The 20917-nt window shown below is 69.0% G+C and carries 18 protein-coding genes and 1 pseudogene; 9 read left to right on the top strand and 10 right to left on the bottom strand.

Annotated features, from left to right (window positions below; translation table 11 throughout):
* Positions 1-43: 43 nt before the first annotated feature.
* Positions 44-811 (top strand): YoaK family protein, encoded by a 768-nt coding sequence (locus tag ACEN9G_RS22775; protein ID WP_413337425.1) that lies wholly within the window; start codon positions 44-46, stop codon positions 809-811.
* Between the two features lie 123 nt (positions 812-934).
* Here the strand turns inward: ACEN9G_RS22775 and ACEN9G_RS22780 are convergent, their stop codons facing one another.
* Together ACEN9G_RS22780 and ACEN9G_RS22785 are read right to left on the bottom strand one after the other, a co-directional pair.
* Positions 935-3208, bottom strand: a complete 2274-nt coding sequence (locus ACEN9G_RS22780; RefSeq protein ID WP_413337424.1) for a glycoside hydrolase family 31 protein — start codon at positions 3206-3208, stop codon at positions 935-937.
* Between the two features lie 103 nt (positions 3209-3311).
* Positions 3312-4325 carry an AraC family transcriptional regulator gene (locus ACEN9G_RS22785; RefSeq protein WP_483127000.1) on the bottom strand — a complete coding sequence of 338 codons (1014 nt, stop codon included), beginning with the start codon at positions 4323-4325 and terminating at the stop codon, positions 3312-3314.
* Between the two features lie 96 nt (positions 4326-4421).
* Between ACEN9G_RS22785 and ACEN9G_RS22790 the strand changes: the two genes are divergently transcribed.
* From ACEN9G_RS22790 to ACEN9G_RS22805, 4 genes are read left to right on the top strand one after another with little or no spacing between them, the layout of a single operon-like run.
* On the top strand, positions 4422-6014 hold the full coding sequence (locus ACEN9G_RS22790) for an FAD-binding oxidoreductase (RefSeq protein WP_483127001.1): 1593 nt from the start codon (positions 4422-4424) through the stop codon (positions 6012-6014).
* Entirely contained in the window at positions 6011-7579 is a 1569-nt protein-coding gene (locus ACEN9G_RS22795; protein WP_483127002.1) for a glycerol-3-phosphate dehydrogenase/oxidase, read from the top strand. Before ACEN9G_RS22790 ends, ACEN9G_RS22795 begins: the two co-directional genes overlap by 4 nt.
* Positions 7569-9146 (top strand): FGGY-family carbohydrate kinase, encoded by a 1578-nt coding sequence (locus tag ACEN9G_RS22800; RefSeq protein WP_413343334.1) that lies wholly within the window; start codon positions 7569-7571, stop codon positions 9144-9146. The genes ACEN9G_RS22795 and ACEN9G_RS22800 overlap by 11 nt, the downstream gene beginning before the upstream one ends.
* A gap of 56 nt (positions 9147-9202) precedes the next feature.
* Positions 9203-9760, top strand: coding sequence for a GNAT family N-acetyltransferase (locus ACEN9G_RS22805; protein ID WP_413343333.1), 558 nt, complete (start codon positions 9203-9205; stop codon positions 9758-9760).
* A gap of 45 nt (positions 9761-9805) precedes the next feature.
* Here ACEN9G_RS22805 and ACEN9G_RS22810 read toward each other — a convergent pair whose 3' ends face one another.
* From ACEN9G_RS22810 to ACEN9G_RS22825, 4 genes are all read right to left on the bottom strand, one after another.
* Positions 9806-11137, bottom strand: coding sequence for a diguanylate cyclase (locus ACEN9G_RS22810; RefSeq protein ID WP_413343331.1), 1332 nt, complete (start codon positions 11135-11137; stop codon positions 9806-9808).
* 188 nt (positions 11138-11325) lie between these two features.
* Positions 11326-12519: an aminotransferase-like domain-containing protein gene (locus ACEN9G_RS22815; protein ID WP_413343329.1), complete on the bottom strand. Its 1194-nt coding sequence runs from the start codon at positions 12517-12519 to the stop codon at positions 11326-11328.
* A 129-nt stretch (positions 12520-12648) separates the two neighbouring features.
* Complete coding sequence (locus tag ACEN9G_RS22820; protein ID WP_413343327.1) at positions 12649-13110, bottom strand: RidA family protein; 462 nt, start codon at positions 13108-13110, stop codon at positions 12649-12651.
* An 81-nt stretch (positions 13111-13191) separates the two neighbouring features.
* Positions 13192-14112: a DMT family transporter gene (locus ACEN9G_RS22825; RefSeq protein WP_483127003.1), complete on the bottom strand. Its 921-nt coding sequence runs from the start codon at positions 14110-14112 to the stop codon at positions 13192-13194.
* A 110-nt stretch (positions 14113-14222) separates the two neighbouring features.
* Here ACEN9G_RS22825 and ACEN9G_RS22830 point away from each other — a divergent pair, with 110 nt between their 5' ends.
* A complete protein-coding gene (locus ACEN9G_RS22830) occupies positions 14223-15656 on the top strand; it encodes an aminotransferase-like domain-containing protein (protein ID WP_413384604.1) in 1434 nt (477 codons plus the stop codon).
* A 3-nt stretch (positions 15657-15659) separates the two neighbouring features.
* On the opposite strand, the gene ACEN9G_RS22835 is transcribed toward ACEN9G_RS22830, so the two are convergent.
* Together ACEN9G_RS22835 and ACEN9G_RS22840 are read right to left on the bottom strand one after the other, a co-directional pair.
* A complete protein-coding gene (locus ACEN9G_RS22835) occupies positions 15660-16586 on the bottom strand; it encodes a DMT family transporter (RefSeq protein ID WP_483127005.1) in 927 nt (308 codons plus the stop codon).
* Positions 16583-16756 (bottom strand): thioredoxin domain-containing protein, encoded by a 174-nt coding sequence (locus ACEN9G_RS22840; RefSeq protein WP_413344325.1) that lies wholly within the window; start codon positions 16754-16756, stop codon positions 16583-16585. The genes ACEN9G_RS22835 and ACEN9G_RS22840 overlap by 4 nt, the downstream gene beginning before the upstream one ends.
* Before the next feature lie 96 nt (positions 16757-16852).
* Here ACEN9G_RS22840 and ACEN9G_RS22845 point away from each other — a divergent pair, with 96 nt between their 5' ends.
* The 3 genes and pseudogenes from ACEN9G_RS22845 (at position 16853) to ACEN9G_RS22855 (ending at position 19031) form a co-directional block, all read left to right on the top strand.
* Positions 16853-17710, top strand: a complete 858-nt coding sequence (locus ACEN9G_RS22845) for a LysR family transcriptional regulator (RefSeq protein ID WP_413344323.1) — start codon at positions 16853-16855, stop codon at positions 17708-17710.
* Positions 17711-17768: 58 nt separating this feature from the next.
* A pseudogene (locus ACEN9G_RS22850) lies at positions 17769-18545 on the top strand (transporter substrate-binding domain-containing protein); the annotation flags it as partial.
* Positions 18546-18599: 54 nt separating this feature from the next.
* A complete protein-coding gene (locus ACEN9G_RS22855) occupies positions 18600-19031 on the top strand; it encodes a chorismate mutase (RefSeq protein ID WP_495605567.1) in 432 nt (143 codons plus the stop codon).
* On the opposite strand, the gene ACEN9G_RS22860 is transcribed toward ACEN9G_RS22855, so the two are convergent.
* Together ACEN9G_RS22860 and ACEN9G_RS22865 are read right to left on the bottom strand one after the other, a co-directional pair.
* Positions 19009-19617 (bottom strand): GyrI-like domain-containing protein, encoded by a 609-nt coding sequence (locus ACEN9G_RS22860; protein ID WP_413344321.1) that lies wholly within the window; start codon positions 19615-19617, stop codon positions 19009-19011. The genes ACEN9G_RS22855 and ACEN9G_RS22860 overlap by 23 nt on opposite strands.
* 4 nt (positions 19618-19621) lie before the next feature.
* The gene (locus ACEN9G_RS22865) at positions 19622-20917 is read right to left on the bottom strand and encodes an RNA polymerase sigma factor (RefSeq protein ID WP_440967532.1); all 1296 of its coding nucleotides are present in this window, start codon (positions 20915-20917) and stop codon (positions 19622-19624) included.

Genomic DNA, 20917 nt, shown 5'->3' on the forward strand with positions numbered 1-20917 from the left:
CGTTAGTATTGACGTAAGGAATCCCAATCGGACCCATTCAATCATGCAGCGCTCCGTCGACTATGTCCGCACCCTGACCGCCCAGGCGCGCAGCGCCCGGGCCAACCGCCACCTCGGCTATGCACTGGCCGGCGTGGCCGGGGCCGTGAACGCCGGCGGCTTCCTCGCCGTGCAACAGTACACGTCGCACATGACGGGCATCGTGTCGTCGGCCGCCGACAATCTCGCGCTGGGCGCCTTCGACCTCGTGCTCGACGCGCTCGGCGCCATCGTCTCGTTCCTGCTGGGCGCGGCCACCACGGCGATCCTCGTCAACTACGGCCGGCGCCGTGCGCTGGCCAGCGAATACGCGTTGCCGCTGCTGTGCGAAGCCATGCTGCTGCTCGCCTTCGGCGTGCTGGGCGCCCAGTTGTCCAGCGTGCGGGGCCTGTTCGTGCCGGCCACGGTGATGCTGCTGTGCTTTACGATGGGCCTGCAGAACGCGCTCGTGACGAAAATCTCGCATGCGGAGATCCGCACGACGCACATGACGGGCATCGTCACCGACATCGGCATCGAACTCGGCAAGATGATGTACTGGAACGTGGACGATGGCCTGACCAGCCCGCCGCACCCGCGCGTGGCCGCGAACCGCGGGCGCCTCGTCCTGCTGTGCGGCCTGCTGGGGGCCTTCTTCTGCGGCGGCGTCGCGGGCGCGCTCGGCTTCAAGATCTTCGGCTACGTGGTGACGGTGCCGCTGGCGCTGCTGCTGTGTGGGCTGGCCATCGTGCCGGCGGTGGATGATTTGCGCGCGCGGGGCCGCAGGCGCTGATGTCGTCCCCGAACTAGGCGTCGCCCTTGGCGGGGACCCAATTTTGCACGCGTAATCGCGGTGCACGCAGAACTTGGATTCCCGCCTGCGCGGGAATGACGGTTTGAAGGTCGCGGGTCGAACTCACATGCCGCAGTGCGGCAGCGAAGCCGACGCCGCCTTGCCGTCATAGACGACCTTGACGATGGCGCCGCCCTTGGAACCGCAACGCACCGCGAACGCCTGGCGGGCCGGCATGCCGTCGTAGCGGCCCTGGCGCGGCGCGATGTCGAGGCGTCTGGCTCCGTCGTTCCACGTCATCCGCACGACCGCATACGCGCCTTTCTCGTAGGCGTAACCGTCGCCGCCGTCGTCATACAGTTCATAGGCGCCATCCTTGCCCGGATAGACGACGAGATCCACCGGCGCATCCGACTTCTCGTCCGCGAACTGCTTCACGGGACCCAGCGGCAGGATGCTGCCGGCGCGGACGTAGAGGGGAATGGTCGCGATGTCGGCCTTCGCCGTCACGACCCGGCCGCCCGCCAGCTGCGCGCCGCTCCAGAAGTCGTACCACGCGTCGTTGCCGGGCAGGTAGACGTCGCGCGCCTGTGCCTTCGCCTGCACGACGGGCGCCACGAGCAGGGCCTTGCCGAACATGTACTGGTCCGGGATGTGCAGCGCGTGCTCGTCCTCGCGGAAGTCGAAGGCGAGGGCGCGCATCATCGTGCCGTCGTTGTGCGTGACGTCCCACGACGCCGAATAGATGTACGGGAGCAGGCGGTAGCGCAGGTCGATGTAGTCGCGCATGATCTTCTGCGTGGCGTCGTCGAACTGCCAGATCTCCTTGCCGTCGCCGGTGCCGTGCACGCGGAACATCGGGTTGAACACGCCGAACTGGAACCAGCGCGTGAACAGTTCCGCGTACGCCGGATCTTTCGGCGAACCGCCGAAGAAGCCGCCGATGTCGGCCGACCAGTACGGGATACCGCTCAACATGAAATTCAAGCCGGCCGGGATCTGGCGGCGGAACACGTCCCAGTTGCCCATCGTGTCGCCCGACCACGTGATGGCCGCGTTGCGCTGCTGGCCCGCGTAGGCGGAGCGGGTCAGGATGAACGCGCGCTTGCCGGGCTGGTCGCGCTTCATCCCGTCATGCACGGCGGTCGTGTGCAGCAGGGGATAGGCGTTGTAGACGACGCTGCCCGGACCGGCGCCGGTCTGCAGCTCGCGCATCTGGCCCCACCAGCCGCCCAGTTCCGCTTCCGACGCGTCCAGCCACCAGCCGTCGAAGCCGAGCGTGCCGAGGCCGCGCATGACCTGGCGCCAGTACAGGTCGCGGGCGCGCGGGTTGTACGCGTCGTACCAGCGGCCCTTGCCGGCCGGGTAGACGTTCGGATAGGTGGGCGGGTACAGGCCGCCCATCGCGTCCAGCGCCTTCGTGTTGGCGGTGTCCGGGTCGAGGCGGGCCCACACGGAAATGATCGTGTGGACGTTCTGGTCATGCAGTTTTTTCACCATCGCGGCCGGATCGGGGAAGCGCGCCTTGTCGAATTCGTGGCTGCCCCACTGGCCCGGCAGCCAGTACTGCCAGTCCTGGATGACCGCGTCGAGCGGCACCTTCATCTCACGGTATTTCGCCGCGACCGACAGCAGCTCGTCCTGCGTCTTGTAGTGTTCCTTCGATTGCCACAGGCCCCACGTCCAGCGCGGCATCATGGGCGCCGTGCCCGTCAGGCGGCGGTAGCCCTTGATCACGTCGTCCAGTTCCGGGCCGTACATGAAGTGATAATCGACGCCGCCGCCCGCTTCCGAACGGATCAGGATCGGCGGTCCGGACGGGATGTCGACCTCGACGTCCGTGACGGCCGCGTTGTTCCACAGGATGCCGTAGCCCTTGGGCGAGACGAGCATCGGCACGGCCACGTCGCGGTTCGCCTGCTGCAGATGCACGATGTTGCCGCCGTAGTCGAGCAGGCCGTTCTGGTGCTGGCCAAGGCCGTACAGGACCGTGCCATGGTCGTCGTTATAAAAGCGCTGCACGACGCCGCGCGACAGGTCGCGCCCGCCTTCCTTGACGATCTCCTTGCCGTCCGGCGTCTGGAACGAGACGTTGCCGTCCTGGCGTCCCACGCGCACCTTCAGGCCGGCGGTGGACAGCGTCCACGCGTCGGCGGATTCACCGATGTCGAACGCGATCTTCTGCGGCTGCGCGATGACGGCCGGGTTGTAATTGCCCGTGTAGCCCGCGGGGCCGAAGCGGACGTGGACGACGCGCGGCGCCACCGGCTCGATCATCAGCACGCCCTGGTCCGTGCGCACCTCCATGCCCGTGCCCACGCGCTGCATGGTCGGCGGCGCGGCATGTGCCGCCAGTGCGCACGCGGACAGGCCTCCAATGAATAATGATTTCCACATTTGTATTGACTCTCCGTGTGTAGTCCAGCCCAGCGGCCGGGTCAACCCGCCGTTATAGCAAAACCGCAGCGGGCATCCGTTATGAAAACGCCCACGTTCAGATCTATTTTTTACCGGCCGTCCGTTCCCGCCACGCGCCGGGATTCATGCCCGACCATTCGCGGAACGCATGCGTGAACGCGCTTTGTTCCTGGAAGCCGAGCAGGAAAGCGATGTCGACGAGCGACAGCCCGTCCTGGCGCAAATAATCCATCGCGAGCGCGTAACGGGCAGCATCGAGCACCTGCTGGAACGTCGCGCCGGCGTCGGCCAGCTTGCGCTGCAAGGTGCGCGGGGACAGGTCCAGCGCCGCGGCGATGCCGGCCAGCCGCACGGGTTCGCGGGCGAGCGCGTCGACGATGGCCGCATGGACCTGCGCGACGATCCCGCTGGCCGTTTGTTCCCGTTCGCGCAGCAGGCGTTCGGCGTGCTGCTGCAGCAGCGGGTACATGGTGATGTCCGCGGCGGGCAGCGGCAGCGCGAGGAGGGAGGCGTCGAAGTCGGCGGTGTGCGCGGACGCGCCGAAGTCCGGCATCGTGCCCAGCACGCGCGCGTACTCGGCCGGGTCGGCATCGGGCGGGCGCGCATGCGCGAACGCGAGGGCGCGCGGCGCGAGCGGACGTCCCGCGAGCCACGACCCGAATGTGCGGATGCCCGCGAACACGCTTTCCGCCAGGTGCCGGCTCGCATGCGGATAGCGGCTCGTCCACGTGTAGCGGGCGAGCGCGCCGCGCGGCTCCAGGCGCGAGCGTCCGAGGTCGTGTGCCAGCTGTTCGTAGCGTTGCGTCTGATCCAGCGCCTGGCCGATGTCGCGGCAGGCCAGCAGCACGAGGCCGTACACGCTGTACGTGCCGGGCCGCACGCGCTCGCCCACGTGCAGGCCGAAATGCGGATCGCCCGCGAGGCGGCTGCCCGCGTCCAGCAGGGCGATGTAGTCGGCGGCCGGCAGCGGGTCCGATGCGATGGCGGCGAGACCGGCGCTTGATGCCAGCGCGGCCGCGTCGATACCGCGCGCGGCGGCCGTCTCCAGCAGCGGCTGCAGGTAGGCCGCGGTGACCCGGGGCGGCGTGGCTGGCATGTTCGAACAAGCGCTTGGCATGAATCCGCAATACTGTCGTGATGACGCAAGGCAGTATAGCCGCAGGATGAACACCGTGTACGGAGAAAAGAACCAATGCGACGCTGGAACGGCTGGGGAGACGATACGATCGAGGTGGCGCTGGGCGAGCCCGCGCTGGATTTCCTGCGCGGGCAGGTCGGCGCCAGCGCGGCCCCGCGCGACGCCGGGTTCGACGCGCTGTGCGCTGCCCTGCAGGCGGGCCGGCTGCCGGCGCATCCTTTGGTCGATGCGACGCCGCAGACCCGCCTGACGCATGCGGCGGGCCAGAGCCTGCGGGACTGGCTGCGCCTGCGCTACGGCCGCATCGGCACGGCGCCGGATGGCGTCGCGTTCCCGGAAAGCGGCGCCGACGTGCGCACCCTGCTGCGCTGGGCCGCGGACCACGACGCGGCCGTCGTCCCGTACGGCGGCGGCACGAGCGTCGCCGGACACCTGGATGCAGTCGGCGCGCGGCCGACCTTGTGCGTCGACATGGCGCGCATGCGGGCTCTCGTATCCATCGACGCGGATGCGCAGCTGGCCGTGTTCGAAGCCGGCGTGGCCGGCCCGGACCTGGAAGCGCAGCTGCGCGCGCACGGCTACACGCTCGGCCACTTCCCGCAATCGTTCGATTATTCGACGCTGGGCGGCTGGGTCGTGACGCGTTCGTCCGGCCAGCAATCGCTGCGCTACGGCCGCATCGAGCAGCTGTTCGCCGGCGGCCGCGTGGAGACGCCCGCCGGCCCGCTCGCCATCCCCACCTTTCCGGCGTCCGCCGCAGGCCCCGACCTGCGCGAACTGGTGCTGGGGTCGGAAGGACGGCTCGGCATCCTGACGGAAGCGGCGGTGCGCATCAGCCGCCTGCCCGAATACGAAGCGTTCCACGCGGTGTTCTTCCCCGACTGGACGGCGGCCGAGCGGGCCGTGCGCACCATCGTGCAGGCGCGACTGGGCCTGTCGATGCTGCGCCTGTCGAACGCGGTGGAGACGGCGACGATGCTCACCCTGGCCGGCCACGGCCGCCAGGTGGCGCTGCTGGAGACGTGGCTGAAGCTGCGCGGCGCGGGCCCTGATAAATGCATGCTGCTCGTGGGCGCGAGCGGAGAGAAGGCGCAGGCACGTGCCGCGCTGAAGGCGGCGCTGGCGCTCGCGCGGCGCGATGGCGGCGTGCACGTCGGCCGGGGACTCGGCGAGCGGTGGAAGCGCAACCGCTTCCGCAACGTCTACCTGCGCAACAGCGCGTGGACGCACGGCTTTGCGATCGACACGGTGGAGACGGCGCTCGACTGGCCGCGCGTCACGCCCGGCATGCGTGCCATCGAACGGGCCGCGCACGATGCCCTCGCGCGCGACGGCGAACGGGTGCACGCGTACACGCACCTGTCGCACCTGTATCCGCAGGGCGCGAGCGTCTACTCGACGTTCATCTGGCGCCTGGCGGGCGACTACGACGCGGACCTCGCGCGCTGGCGCCTGCTGAAGACGGCGCTGTCCGAAGCGATCGTCGCGAGCGGCGGCACGATCAGCCACCAGCACGGCGTGGGCCGCGACCACGCGCCGTGGCTCGCGCACGAAAAGGGAGAACTGGGCATGGCCGCGCTGCGCACCCTGTTCCGCGCATTCGATCCGGACGGCCGCATGAATCCGGGCAAGCTGGTGACGCCGTGAACGGCGCCTTCGCCGCGCTGTGGCAGCGGGGCGGTCGCGCGGGCCTGGCGGACGTGCTGGCGCGCGACTGGGACGTGCTCGTGATCGGCGGCGGCATCAGCGGCGCCGGCGTGCTGCTGGAGGCCGCACGGCGGGGGCTGAAGGCGCTGCTGGTCGAGCGCCACGATTTCGCGTGGGGCACGTCGAGCCGCTCGTCGAAGCTCGTGCACGGCGGCCTGCGCTACCTGAAGGACGGCCACGTGCGGCTGACGGCGGAATCCGTGCGCGAGCGCGAGATGCTGCTCGCCTGCGCGCCAGGCCTCGTCGAACCGCAGGGCTTCGCGTTCGCGCAGTACGAGGGCGCGCGCGGCCGGCGCAGCTTCCTGGCCGGCCTCGCGATCTATGACGTGATGGCGGGCCGGCGCGAACGGCACTGGCTCGATGCCGACGATTTCCTGATGGCGGCGCCGAATGTAAAGCGGGACGGTCTTGCGGGCGGCATCGTCTACACGGACGCGCGCACGGACGATGCCCGCCTCGTGCTGCGGGTCTTGCGCGAGGCGCTCGATCATGGCGCGGCGGCCGTCAATTATCTCGGTGCGAGCGAGTTGCTGCGCTCCCCGGGTGGCCGCGTGTGCGGGGCGCTGCTCGCCGGCGACGGTACTGACTACGCGGTGCGTGCCCGGGTCGTGGTCGATGCGACGGGCGCGTGGTCCGGCCCTCTGCACGGCGCCGGCCCGCGCCTGCGTCCGCTGCGCGGCAGCCATCTCGTGCTGCCCGCATGGCGGCTGCCGCTGGCGCGCGCGGTGAGCCTGATGCATCCGCACGACGGCCGGCCCGTGTTCGCGTTTCCGTGGGAAGGCGCAACGCTGGTCGGCACGACGGACCTGGACCACACGGACGGCATGGATCGCGCGGCCCGCATCACGCGCGCGGAAGTGGCTTACCTGATGGCGGCGCTGCAGGCGCAGTTCCCGCATCTGCAACTAACCGACCGGGACATCGTGGCCACTTACGCGGGCGTGCGCCCCGTCGTCGCGGGCAAGGAGGGCGGGGCGCCGTCGCAGGAAGGGCGCGAGCATGTCGCGTGGAGTTCGGCCGGCCTCGTGGCGATTGCCGGCGGCAAGCTCACGACGTTCCGCGCCATTGCGCTCGATGCGCTGCGGCTGGTAAAACAGCAGCTGCCCGGCTGGAACGATCCGCTCGATGCCCGCGCCGTGTTCGCGCCCGTGTCCCAGGTCGGCGCCGGTGTGCCGCGGCGCCTCCTCGGCCGTCATGGCGCTTGCGCGGCGGCGCTGCTGGACGCCGCGCGGCCCGGCGAACTGGAACGGATCCCCGGGACGGAGACCGCGTGGGCCGAACTGCGCTGGGCCGCGCGCGCCGAAGCCGTCCGCCGGCTGGACGACCTGCTGCTGCGCCGCACGCGCCTCGGCCTGCTGCTGCGCGACGGCGGCACGGCGCACATGGACCGCATCCGCGCCATCTGCCAGCCGGAGCTCGGCTGGGACGATGCCCGCTGGGCGCAGGAAGACGCCGCGTACCGCGCGCACTGGACCTTTCACCACGGTTTGCGACATGAAGACTAGAAAGAACTGCGACGCGACGACGATCCTCGCCATCGACAACGGCACCCAGAGCGTGCGCGCGCTGCTGTTCGACCTCGCCGGGAACATCGTCGCGAAATCGCAGGTGATGCTGGACCCGTATTTCTCCACGCAGCCCGGCTGGGCCGAGCACGACCCCGAGGATTACTGGCAGGCGTTGTGCCGCGCATGCCAGGGCCTGTGGACGCAGCCCGGCGTCCGGCGCGACGCCATCGCCGGCGTGGCCGTGACGACGCAGCGCGGCACCGTGGTGAATCTCGACCGCAACGGCCGGCCGCTGCGGCCCGCGATCACATGGCTCGACCAGCGCCACACCGACACCGTTCCGCCGCTCTCGTGGTGGTGGCGCACGGCGTTCAAGCTGGCGCGCGTGGACGGCACCATCGATTATTTTCGAGGCGAGGCGGAGATCAACTGGATCCGCGCGCACGAGCCCGACGTATGGGCCGCGACGGACAAGTTCCTGCTGCTGTCCGGCTACCTGAACTGGCGGCTGTGCGGACGCTTCGCGGATTCGTCCGGCTCGCAGGTCGCATACGTCCCGTTCGATTACAAGCGCCGCCGCTGGGCCGGTCCGCGCGACTGGAAGTGGCAGGCGCTGGCCGTCGAGCCGCGCATGCTGCCGGAACTCGTCGAGCCGGGCGACCGCCTGGGCGAGATCGGCCGGGATGCGTCCGACGCGACCGGCATCCCGGCCGGCACGCCGGTGCTGGCCGCGGCGGCCGATAAAGCCTGCGAAGTGATCGGTGCCGGCTGCCGCGAACCGCACGTCGGATGCCTCAGCTACGGCACGACGGCGACCATCAACACGACGGGCACGCGCTACGTCGAGGTGACGCCCTTCTTGCCGCCGTATCCGGCCGCGATCCCGGGCGCGTACAGCAGCGAGGTGCAGGTGTTCCGCGGGTACTGGATGGTCAACTGGTTCAAGGAGCAGTTCGGCCACCGCGAACAGCAGCGCGCGCTGGCGGAAGACGTGGCGCCGGAACAGCTGTTCGACCAGCTGGCGCGTTCCGTCCCGCCCGGATCGATGGGGCTGATGCTGCAGCCGTACTGGACGCCCGGCATCCGCGTGCCGGGCCGCGAAGCGAAGGGCGCGATCGTCGGCTTCGGCGACGTGCACACGCGGGCGCACGTGTACCGCGCGATCCTGGAAGGCCTCGCGTACGCGCTGCGCGAGGGGAAGGAACGCATCGAAAAGCGCAGCGGCGTGGCGATCACGGAACTGCGCGTGTCCGGCGGCGGATCGCAGAGCGATTGCGCGATGCAGCTGACGGCCGACATCTTCGGCCTGCCGACGTCGCGCCCGCACGTGTACGAGACGTCCGGGCTGGGCGCCGCCATCGACGCGGCCGTGGGGCTGGGCCTGCACCGCGATTTCGCCACGGCGATCGGCGCGATGACGCGCGTGGGGCGGGTGTTCGAGCCGGTGCCGGCGCATCGCGACGTGTACGAGCGGCTGTACCGGCAGGTCTATTTGAAGATGTATCGGCAGTTGCAGCCGTTGTATCGGGAGATTGCGGAGATTACCGGGTATCCGCAGCGTTGACGGGCGTCAGCCCTAGCTCATACACTGGGCCTTCCGAGTTACCCTGTGGAGTGGCTGTGAACGACGATCCGACCGATTCCCCGGAGAATACCGACTTCATCACTTCTGTTCCCTACCTTCACACGGAACGGCTCCTCCTGCGCGCATACCGGCGCGAGGACTTCGACGCATTCGCGGCGCACCTGGCCGACCCGGTCAGCGCGGCCCACCTGGTCCCGGCCGACCGCCATGCCGCCTGGCGCATCTTTTGTTCGCAAGCGGGCCTGTGGCTCATCCACGGTGCCGGGTGGTGGGCTGTCGAGGAAAAGGCGACGGGTCGGCTCGTCGGGAGCGTCGGCGCGTTCTTTCGCGAGGATTCCGCCGTGATGGAGCTTGGCTGGAATACCTATCGCGAATGTTGGGGCCGCGGATTCGCGAACGAAGCGGCGGCGGCCGCCATGCACCATGCGCTCGAGGTCCGGCGCGAACCGAAAGTCCGCGCCGTCATCGCCGCAGCCAATGAATCGTCGCTGCGCGTCGCCCAACGCCTTGGCCTGACTTACGAAGCGGACACCGAGATATACGGCAAAGCGGTCGGCATTTATGCGCGGGCGCGGGGAGGCCCGGTCGTTTAGGCCTGCAGGACTGCATGGGACTGCCCACGGGCGTTCAGGGCGCGTTCAGAACACCGCCGCGTCGTGCACGACATCCCACGCCGCCCCGACAATGGTCGACTCCACCCGGTTGCGCCCCCCGGCCTTGGCCGCATACATCGCGCGGTCCGCGCACACGAACAGGTTGTCGACCGCATCGAGCTGCGTCGGCACGATCGTCGCCACGCCCACGGACACCGTGAGCCAGGTCGACGTCGTCGAACCCGGATTCGGGATTTCCAGCGCCGCTACGGCCGCGCGGATCATCTCCGCCAGGAGCGCCGCGTTTTCCGCGGGCGTCTCGGCGAATAGCAGCACGAATTCCTCGCCGCCGTAGCGGGCCGCCAGGTCGGTCGGGCGCGCGGCGTGGTCCTGCAGCGTCTGCGCGACCTTCTGCAGGCAGACGTCGCCTGCCGCGTGGCCCAGCGTGTCGTTGTACAGCTTGAAGTGGTCGACGTCCAGCACGACCAGCGACAGCGGCTGGGCGTTGCGGATGGCGCGGTGCCATTCCTTGTCCAGGAAGGCGTCGAAGTGGCGGCGGTTGGCGATCTTGGTCAGCGGGTCCAGCATCGCGGCGCGCTGCAGCGCGTCCTCGGATTGCTTGTGGTGCGTGATGTCGTGCAGCAGGACGACGAACAGGCCGTCCGCCGCATGCATCGGCGTCATCGTCAGGTCCATCGCGCGCAGGTTGCCATCGCGGTGGCGGATCTTCACTTCGCGCGTGCCGTAGACCATCGCATCGAGGCCTTCGCAGCAGCCGGGTTCCTTGCAGTCCAGCAGATCCTTCAGCGACTGGCCGACCAGCTCTTCCGGCGCATAGCCCAGGTAGCGGTCGCACGCCGGGTTCGCGTACTGCACGCGGCCGCAGCCCTCGACGATCAGCAGGCCCTGGTCCATGCTGTTGACGATCATGCGCAGGCGGTCGGTCTGTTCCGACTGGGTGTCGCTGCCGCTGCGCAGGCGCAGCTGGGCGCGCACGCGGGCGCACACTTCTTCCAGGCGCAGGGGCTTCGGGATGTAGTCGGCGGCGCCCGTGTCGAAACCGGCGACGATGTCTTCCGTCTCGCCGCGCGCGCTCATGAAGATCACTGGGATGCGCGTCGTGGCCGGATGCGCCTTCAGGCGGCGGCACGTCTCCAGGCCGTCGATGCCGGGCATGACGACGTCCAGCAGGATCAGGTCCGGCTTGACGCGTTGGGCGATGTCCAGCGCGCGGTCGCCGGAAGTGGCGACGAACGTCTGGTACCCTTGACGCAGCATCATCGAACGCAGCGTGCCGAGGTTGTCGGGCGCGTCGTCGACGATGAGGATGGCGGGCTTGCGCGGGTCGGCAAGCGGCACGGGCACTGGGTTGGTCATACGGTGCTTTGCGAGGACTGCACGTTTATATTGCGTCCAAAATCATACACCTCGCAGCACTGACGTGGGGTAACAACTTCTTTTACAAGTGGAAAAATCTGTAACTTTTGCGCAACTGACAATTGTCTGATCTGTTCAACAATTGTCGATACCCGGCGGTATTGCTGCCGCCGGGCTGGAACGAAGGCTTACATCTGGTCCTTGATCAGCTTGCCGAGGGTCGCGATGCCTTCGCGGATGCGCTCCGGCGGCACCGTCACGAACGACAGGCGCAACGTGTTCGTTTCCGGCTTGTTGGCGTAGAACGGGGCGCCCGGGACGAACGCGACGCGGGCGGCGATCGCCTGGTCCAGCAGTTTCATCGCGTCGATGTGCTTCGGCAGCGTGACCCAGATGAACATGCCGCCTTCCGGGCGGGTCCACGTCACGCCTTCCGGGAACTGCTCGGCCATCGCGTCCAGCATCACCTGGCACTGGTTGGCGTACAGGTTGCGGATGGTCGGGATGTGTTCGTTCAGGAAGCCGTCCTTGACGACTTCGTGCACGACCATCTGCGTCAGCGTGGCGGTGTGCAGGTCGGCGGCCTGCTTGGCCAGCTCGAGGCGGCGCACGAGCGGCAGCGGGGCGACGACGTAGCCCAGGCGGATACCCGGCGTCAGCACTTTCGAGAACGAGCCCATGTAGATGACGCCGTCCGGGTTCATCGACAGCATGCGCGGCATCGGCTCGCCCTTGTACGACAGCGCGCCGTACGGATCGTCCTCGATCAGCGGCAGGCCGAGGCGGGCGCAGGTTTCCACCAGTTCGCGGCGGCGCTCGATCGACAGCGAGCGGCCGGTCGGGTTCTGGAAGTTCGGCAGCGAGTACAGCAGGCGTGCACCCTTGGCCAGCGGCTCGATCGACGACGGCACCAGGCCGTGGTCGTCCGTGTCGACCGACTGGAATTCCGGACGGTAGACCGAGAACGCTTGCAGCGCGCCGAGGTAGCTGGGGGTTTCCACCAGCACGCGCGAGCCTTCGTCGATCAGGACCTTGCCGAGCAGGTCGAGGGCCTGCTGCGAGCCGGACACCATCAGGATCTGTTCCGGCACGATTCTTGAGCCTTCCGTGGACAGGTAGTCAGCCACCCATTCGCGCAGCGGCGCGTAGCCGTCCGTCGGTCCGTACTGCAGCGCTTGTTTGCCGTTTTCGCTGAGCACCTTGTCGTAGGCTGCCTTCATGCGTTCGACGGGGAAGGTGGCGGGCGAGGGCAGGCCGCCGGCGAAGGAGATGATCTCCGGACGCTGGGTGATCTTCAGGATCTCGCGGATCGCCGAGCTTTGCAGCTGCTGGGCACGCTCCGAGAACTGCCACTGGATGGGATTGGGGTTTTCGATTTTCATACTGGTCTCACAGGAAGGGCCACGATGGTGCGTCGGCCATTATAAAGCACGCCGGGTAGGCTGCTCTCTCAATAGAGGAGCACGCCTGATAAGCATGCTCCGGTTAAATTTCTGTAGCAGGCCGATAGTTTATTCCACTTCGGCGATCAGTTCGATCTCGACCGAGGCACCGAGGGGCAGCGACGCCACGCCGAAGGCCGAGCGCGCGTGCTTGCCCGCGTCGCCGAACACTTCGCCCAGCAGTTCCGAGCAGCCGTTCGTGACGAGGTGCTGTTCCGTGTAGTCCGGCGTCGACGCGACCAGGCTCATCACCTTGACGATGCGCTTGACGCGGTTCAGGTCGCCGCCGACGGCCGCCTGCAGCGTGCCGATCAGGTCGACCGCCACGGCGCGCGCCGCCGCCTTGCCCTGTTCCGTCGTGTTGTCCTTGCCCAGCAGGCCGGTGTGCACCGTGCCGTCCGCATTCTTGGAAATGTGGCCGGACAGGAAGACCAGGTTGCCGGTCTGTGCATACATGACATAGGCAGCCGCCGGCGTCGCCGGTGCCGAGAGGGTGATGTTCAGTGCGTTGAGTTTGTCGTAGACGGACATGGATTCCCCAGGGTTGTGTGAAAAGAAAGCCGATATTGTACGTCGTGCCGGACAGCGTGGGCGTGCCTGGATGCATAGTCATTATCGCCTCACCTGCATGCGCCGGCCCAGTGCCACGGTCGCGATCACGGCCAGCGCGAAGCCGACGTTGGCCAGTGTGAGCGTTTCGCCGAGCAGGACGGCGGCCCCGGCCAGCGACAGGAACGGCTGCAGCAGCTGCACCTGTCCCACGCGGGCCACGCCGCCCAGCGCCAGGCCGCGGTACCAGAAAAAGAAGCCGATGAACATCGAGAAGACGGTGACGTAGCCGAACGCGAGCCAGCTGGCCGGGCCGACATCGCCCAGGCGGCCGATCTGCTCGCCCTCCAGCGCCAGCAGCAGGACGGCGGCCGGAACGGCGGCCAGTACGAGCGCCCAGCAGATCGTTTCCTGCCCGCCCAGCGTGCGCGCCAGGCGGCCGCCTTCCGCATACCCGGCCGCGGCGGAGACGATGGCGCCGAACATCAGTACATCGGCCGCCTGCAGCGCGCCGCCGCCCTGGCTCAGCGCGAACGCGACGACCAGCCCGGAACCCAGGAGCGCGACGAGCCAGAACCGGTTCCATGGCCGCTCGTAGCCCCGAAGGGCCGCGTACAGCGCGGTCGCCAGCGGCAGCATCCCCGCCAGCACGGCACCGTGCGACGCCGGCACGCTGCGCATCGCGATCGAGCTGAGCAGCGGAAACCCGAGCACGCAGCCGAGCCCCACGATGACCAGGGGCCGCAGCGCCGCGCGTCCCGGCCACGCGACGCGGCGCATGCGCAGCCAGCCGGCCGCCAGCACGGCGGCGCCCAGCGCGCGCGCCAGCGTGAGGAACAGCGGGTCGAGCGCGCGCACCGCGAGCCGCGTGAACGGCAGGGTGAGGCTGAAGATGGCGACGCCGATCAGGCCGAGCAGCATGCCGCGCGCTTCGTCGGACGTCGTGCCGACGGTCGGCGTCGGTGTGAGGGTGGTGGGACGCATCAGTTCTCCGGTTGTCGTTGCAGCAAACTTTGGTCAGGGTTATGCTAGTCCGGACGAGCAGTACAGTCCCTATACACTTACCGATATCCTTTTCGCACTGTAATGGTGAAATGACCGATACAACGATCCCGACATTGCTGTCACGCGATTCCGGCGAACCGCTGGCCGACCAGATCGTCCGGATGATCAGCGCCCGGATCGACGACAAGCAGCTGCGCGTCGGTAGCCGCATGCCCTCGATCCGCCGCTTCGCCGCGGCGCATGGCGTCTCGCCGTTCACGGTCGTGGCCAGCTACGACCGCCTCGTCGCGCAGGGCTACCTGGAATCGCGCCGCGGCGCCGGCTTCTTCGTGCGCGAGCGCGCGCCGCTGAATACGGCGCTGCGCCGCGACGACCCGGACATTGCGGGCGCGCTGGAAAAGCGCGCGCTGGACGTCGTCTGGCTGGTCCGCCACATGTTCCGCCAGATGCCGGGCCAGCCGACGAGCGCGGCCGGCGTCCTGCCGACCGCGTGGCTGGACGGGCAGGGCGTCGCCAACGCGCTGCGCGCCGTCAGCCGCCAGAACAGCAGCGCGCTGCTGAACTACGCCAGCCCGCAGGGGTACGCGCCGCTGCGCGAACAGCTGCAGCGCAAGCTGGCGGAACTGGAAATCGCGGCCGCGCCCGAACAGTTCGTGACGACGCTGGGCGTGACGCAAGGCCTGGACCTCGTCGCGCGCGAGTTCTGCCGCCCCGGCGACACCGTGTTCGTCGACGACCCGGCCTGGTTCCTGATGTTCGGCTCGTTCGCCGCGATGGGACTGAAAGTGGTCGGCATCCGGCGCCAGGCGGACGGCCCGGACCTGGCCGAGTTCGAGGCGCTGGCGGCGCTGCACAAGCCGCGCCTGTACATCATCAACTCGGTGCTGCACAACCCGAGCTCCACGTCGCTGTCGGCCGCGAAGGCCTTCCAGATCCTGCGCATCGCCGAGCGCCACGACATCACGATGGTGGAAGACGACATCTATTGCGACCTGCACCCGGGCGGTTCGCAGCCCGCCACGCGGCTGGCGGCGCTGGACCAGCTGCAGCGTGTGATCTACCTGGGCGGCTTTTCGAAATCGCTGGCGCCGAACCTGCGTGTGGGCTTCATCGCGGCCTCGAGCGACATCGCGCAGCGCCTGGCCGACCGCAAGATGCTGGCGACGCTCTCCACGAGCGACCTGGGCGAGCGGGTCGTTTATAAAATCCTGTCCGAGGGCGTGTACCGCAAGCACCTGGACCGCATCCGTACCCGCCTGGACGCCATCCGCCCGCCGGTGCTGCGCCGCATCGAGTCGCTCGGCATGACCCTGGAGCCGGCGCCGACGGCCGGCATGTTCGCGTGGGCAGACTGCGGCCGCGACACGAACGTGCTGGCCGCCCGCGCGATGGACGAGGGCCTGCTGCTGGCGCCCGGCAGCCTGTTCTCGCCGACCCAGCTGCCGTCCACGAAGCTGCGCCTGAACGTGGCGGCCATGGAGGACGACACCGCGTGGCGCTTCCTCGAGCGCTCATTGGCCTGATGGTCAGGGGAGCTTGATCGACACGACGCCGGCCAGCAGCACCAGCGCGCCGGCGAACCGCACGCCGGAGACGGCGCTCTTCGGCAGCCCGAACAGGCCGAACCGGTCGGTCAGGATCGCCACGACCTGTTGCCCGGCGATCGTGAATCCGACCGTCGCGGCCGCGCCGATCACGGGCAGCGCGAGGAAGACGGTCGTGACATAGCACACGCCCACCGGTCCGCCCAGCCACGCCCACCACGGTATGGCGCACAGCCCGCCGAGCTTCGGACGTTCGTTGCGATTCAATGCCATCGCGAGGGCGAGCACGATCGCCATGCCCGCCGTCGCGACGGCGAAACTCGCGAGCGACACGACCAGCGGCGCACCGACGGTCCGCGCGACGGCCGCGTTGAGCGCACCCTGCACGGGCAGCACGCCGCCGCACAGCGCGGCCGCCGCGACCCACGCCGGCTTGATCCGGCGGGGCGGGGCCCCTGCCGCGGGACGCTGGCCACGCACGATCAACAGGATGCCGGCGGCGACGCAAGCGGCGCCCAGCCACGTGAACGGTCCGGGCGCCCGTTGCGCGACGCCCAGCAGCCCGGCACCGTCCAGCAGCAGCGAGGTGAACGCTTGCCCCGCGATGAACAGCCCGATCGTGGTGACGGCGCCGATGCGCGGGATGAACACGATCCCCGCAACGACAAACAGGGCGCTGGCGAGGCCGCCCAGCAGCTGCCACCAGTGGGCTTGCCCCAGCCGGCCCAGCGCGGGCAGGGCGCCGCCGGCGGTGACGGCCAGGAACAGCAAGACGGTGGCGACGAACAGTTGCACAGTCGCGGCGGCGAACAGGCTCGCGACGGCCTTGCCCAGGCGCGCATTGGCGGCAGCCTGCAACGGCAGGCCGCAGCCTGCCAGGAAGGCGATAACGATATAAATCGTATTCATGTCAGGCTTTCCGCATCTTGCTCGCGGCCCGCGCGACCCGGATAGTCGCGCGGGGCGATGCCCGGCTCGTCGCAGGTGACGTGGTGGACCCGGTAATCGAGGCCGGGTTGTTCCAGCGCGATGATGAGTTTCCTGCCGTTCGGGGTAGCGGCGACATAAGCGGTATTCATGCTTCTCTCCTGTGATTGACAGGGAGAGCGTAGCTTGTGCAAAAATGGATGAACATTCTATTTGTTCAGACATTGCTTGTCTGTTTTTGCGCATCCATGGACTGGGACGACTATCAATACTTTCTGGCGGTGGCGGGCAGCGGGTCCGTCTCGGCCGCCGCGCGCCGGCTCGGCCAGAGCCACTCGACGGTGCTGCGCCGGCTGGACAAGCTGGAGACGGCGCTCGACGTCCGCCTGTTCGAGCGCTTCCAGACCGGCTACGTGCTGACGGCGAGCGGCGAGGAATTGCAGGTGCTGCTGACCCCGATCGGCGAGGGCATGCAGGACATCGAGCGGAAGCTGGCCGGCCAGGATGCGGCACTGCAGGGCACGATACGCGTCACGACGACCGATACCCTGATGGCCGTGCTGCTGCCGGCGCTGGCGGATTTTCGCGTGCGCTACCCCGGCATCCAGTTGCAGATCACGGTCAACAACAGCTTCCTGAATTTGTCGAAGCGCGATGCGGACGTCGCCATCCGGCCGTCGAACACGCCGCCGGACAACCTCGTCGGCCGCAAGGCCGGCACCCTGCGCACGGCGCCGTACGCGTCGGCGGCCTATCTGGCGCAGCGGCCGCGGGGAGACCACGAGTGGATCGCGCCCGACGACAGCCTCGCGCACCTGCGCCAGGCCCGCTGGCTGCGCGAGCACGTGCCGGCGGAGAAAATCGCCGCCAGCGTGGATTCGCTGCTGGGCATGGCGGCTGCCGTCGAGGCCGGCCTCGGCGCCGGCATGCTGTTATGCCTGCTTGCGGATGCGCGGCCGGGGCTCGTCCGGCTGGCCGATCCCGATCCGGCGCTGGACACGGACGTGTGGATCCTCACGCATCCCGACCTGAGGCGCGTGCAGCGGATCCGGCAGTTCACGGCGTTCGTCTTCGACGGGCTCGCGGCGGTGCTCGGCCCGGCTTGACAGGCATATTCTCTTGTCCTACGCTGCGCGGTCCGCCACGGACAGACAAAGGAACAGCATGCGCGCAGCAACGATTTTTAGAGCCGGGATGGCCGTCCTGCTGACAGCTGCACTGACGCCGGCGCAGGCCGGCCGGCTGGACGACATCGCCGCGCGCGGCGTGCTGCGCGTGGGCAGTACGGGCGACTACAAGCCCTTCAGCTACCAGCAGACCGGCGGCGGGTTCATCGGCATGGACGTGGAGCTGGCAGGCGAACTGGCGCGCTCGCTCGGCGTGCGGCTGGAACTGGTGCCGACCACCTGGCCGACGTTGATGGCCGACCTGGGGGCGGACAAGTTCGATCTCGCGCTGAGCGGCGTCTCGGTGACGGCCGAGCGCCAACGGCAGGCGCTGTTTTCGGTGCCGTATCTGCACGACGGCAAGACGCCGATCACACGCTGCGAGAACGTCGCCCGGTACCAGGCGCTGGCGCAGATCGACCGGCCGGAGGTGCGGCTGATCGTCAATCCGGGCGGCACCAACGAACGCTTCGCGCGCGCCCGCGCGCCGCACGCCCGGCTGATCGTGTACCCGGACAACGTGACCATCTTCGGCCAGATCGTCAGCGGTGCGGCCGACCTGATGATGACCGACGCCATCGAAACCCGTTTGCAGCAGCGCCTGCATCCGCAGCTGTGCGCGGTGCATCCGGAGGCGCCGTTCGACATGGCGGAGAAGGCCATCCTGCTGCCGCGTGATGCGGCGCTGAAGACGTACGTCGACCGCTGGCTGCAGCGACGTCTCGACGACGGCGACGTGCCGCGGCGCCTGGACCGCTGGCTGGCGTTCCCCTGGGGGCTGGAGCCGCTGCGCCAGGCCATCGACCAGCGCCTGCTGCTGGCGCAGGATGTGGCGCGGGCCAAGTGGAATGCGAAGGCGGCCATCGAAGACCTGCCGCGCGAGGAACAAGTCATCGCCGCGGCCGTGCGCCAGGGCGGCGTGCTGGGCCTGCCGGAAGCATGGATCCGCACCGTGTTCCGGGCGCAGATCGAAGCCTCCAAGACGGTGCAGCGCGCGCTGTACGAGCGCTGGCAAGCGGAGGGCGCCGGCCGCTTCGACGACGCGCCCGACCTCGGCAAGACCATCCGTCCCGAGCTGGACCGCCTCACGACCCAGCTGCTGCGCGCCATGGCCGACAACCAGGCCCTGTTGCACGACAGCGGCCGCAAGGCCGACGTCGCCGTCGCCATGCATGCGCTGCAGGCACGCGCCGTCAATCCGGCCGCGGCCGGGCAGGCACTGGCGCCGTTCCTGTCTGCTACGCCATCGGCTGGCGAATGACCGTCTTCCACCGGGCCGGATCGGCACGGCGGATGTCGCTCAGGTAGATTTCGTGGTGCTTGCCGGCGAGGCGGCCGCGCGCCTCGATGAAATCGTGCACCCGCTGGATCGTCGGCCCCTCTTCGGTGAACGGGCCGACATGCAGGATCTGGGCGCACGGGCCTTCCGTGAAACGTTCGATCCGCAGCGCGTCGACGGTGTCCAGTCCCTTTTTGCGCTTCACCTCCGCCATCGCGTCGCGCAACAGCGACTCGTCGACGAAGGCCGGCTGGTGGATCATCATCGTCCACTGCCACTTCGTCCGGTCGTTGGCGACGAACGACGCCATGTCGTCCGACCACCACAGGCCTTCCAGCGGCATCACCGCGTAGTCGATGGCCGCCGGTCCCTTCTTGACCATGAACTTGGCCGTATAGGACACGGAGAACAGCGCTTCCACGGCCCGCGCATAGTGCGGCGAGGTGTTCGGATCGCCCGTGCCGTCGATCATCAGGTAGCGGATTGCGGGGACGTCCACGTGCACAACGTCGCGCGCGGACGGCTGGTACAAATGCTTGAGGTCTTTCTTGAGGTCGATTTTGTTCACGGGTCTATCTCTCCAGTAGCGCACTCGACCGTGCACGCTCCAGCAGCAGCGCCTGCTCGCGCTCGTTCTGCGTGAGGCCGGCGGCCCGTTCGAACTCCGCCTTCGCTTCCGCATGCCGGCCCAGTTTCGCCAGCAGGTCGCCGCGCACGCTCGGCAGCAGATGGTAGTTGCGCAGCGCCGGCACGTCCAGCAGCGCGTCGGCGAGGGCCAGGCCCGCGTCGGGACCATAGGCCATGCCCAGTGCCACGGCGCGGTTCAGTTCCACGACGGGCGACGGCGTCAGTTGCGACAGCGCATCGTACAGCGCGGCGATGCGGGCCCAATCCGTCGCGTCGGGTGTGAGCGCGCGCGCGTGGCAGGCGGCGATGGCGGCCTGCAGCGCGTACGGGCCGAGGGCGCCGAGGCGGCCCGCGCGGTCGAGCGCGGCCAGCCCGCGGCCGATCAGCAGGCGGTCCCAGCGCGAACGGTCCTGGTCCATCAAAAGGATCGGCGCGCCGTCCGGACCCGTGCGGGCGCGCTCGCGCGAGGACTGGATTTCCATCAGCGCGACGAGGCCGTGGACTTCGCCCTCGTCGGGCATCAGTTCCGCCAGCACGCGGCCGAGGCGCAGCGCTTCGCGGCACAGTGTCGGCCGCAGCCATTCGTTGCCCGCGCTCGCGGAATAGCCTTCGTTATAAATCAGATAGATCACCTGCAGCACGGACGCGAGGCGCGGCTTGAGTTCGTCGTCGCGCGGCACCTCGAACGGCACGCGCGCTTCCGCCAGCGTGCGCTTGGCACGCACGATGCGCTGGGCGACCGTCGCTTCCGGCACGAGGAAGGCGCGGGCGATTTCTCCGGTGGCGAGACCGCCCAGCAGTTTCAACGCCAGCGCCGCGCGCGCCTCGGCCGACAGCACGGGGTGGCAGCAGACGAAGATCAGGCGCAGCACGTCGTCGTCGATCTCGCCCGCGGTCTCCTGCGTCAGCGCGGCCAGCTCGGCCGGGTCGCGGAAACTGCCGCCGTCCGCGAGCAGGTTGTCCATCTCCCAGCTCAGCTCGCCTTCCTTGCTGGCGTGCATGGCATGGTGGCGCAGGTGGTCGAGGGCGCGCCGCTTGGCCACCTGCATCAGCCACGCGCCGGGACGGTCCGGCACGCCGTCCGCCGGCCAGCGCTCCAGCGCTTCCAGCAGCGCATCCTGGGCGAGTTCCTCGGCCCGGCCGAGGTCGCGCAGCATGCGGGTCAGCGCGCCGACGATGCGCGCCGACTCCATGCGCCAGACGGCCTCGACGATCTTGCCCGTGTCGGCGCCGCGCGTCAT

Source organism: Massilia sp. Masssp94, from assembly GCF_059491305.1.